The organism is Arthrospira sp. PCC 8006, assembly GCF_046480465.1.
In the GTDB taxonomy this organism is placed as follows: Bacteria; Cyanobacteriota; Cyanobacteriia; order Cyanobacteriales; family Microcoleaceae; genus Limnospira; species Limnospira platensis.
Map to the genome: position 1 here is coordinate 1 of NZ_PKGG01000523.1, position 562 is coordinate 562.

Sequence of the window (562 nt, forward strand, 5' to 3'; positions counted from 1 at the left end):
TTGNTTGGGTTTCACTGCGTTTCACCNAACCTANAAGATATTTAGCAACTTGGTTGGGTTTCACTGCGTTTCACCCAACNTACAAGATATTGAGCAACACAACATCWTCKYTGGGTTTCACTGSGTTTCACCCAACCTACATGGCTAGGGTTTTCGGAAGTAGTCAACCACATTTCCGATATTCTGTAGGGGCGGGTTCCACAGTCAACCACATTTCCCAGCAGTAAGATTAATAAACCCGCCCCCCTCCACGGTCAACCCAACGCCACCATCTCTCCATCATGTTGGGTTTCACTGCGTTTCACCCAACCTACATGGCTGGGGTTTTCGGAAGTAGTCAACCACATTTCCGATATTCTGTAGGGGCGGGTTCCACAGTCAACCACATTTCCCAGCAGTAAGATTAATAAACCCGCCCCCCTCCACGGTCAACCCMAAGCCMSCWWTTCTSCATCATGTTGGGTTTCACCCAACATAAATGGCTGAGGGTTTGGGGAGTAAGAGCAAATGACCACCGTTGAGTCTGTTAATATGAAGTGTTGGGCAAATTTAGTTATAATAT

At 47.1% G+C, this 562-nt stretch carries 1 protein-coding gene; it reads right to left on the reverse strand.

Going from position 1 to position 562, the window contains the following annotated elements:
• Positions 1–254 precede the first annotated feature (254 nt).
• Positions 255–386: a hypothetical protein gene (locus B9T16_RS29170; protein WP_410246445.1), complete on the reverse strand. Its 132-nt coding sequence runs from the start codon at positions 384–386 to the stop codon at positions 255–257.
• Positions 387–562: the final 176 nt, after the last annotated feature.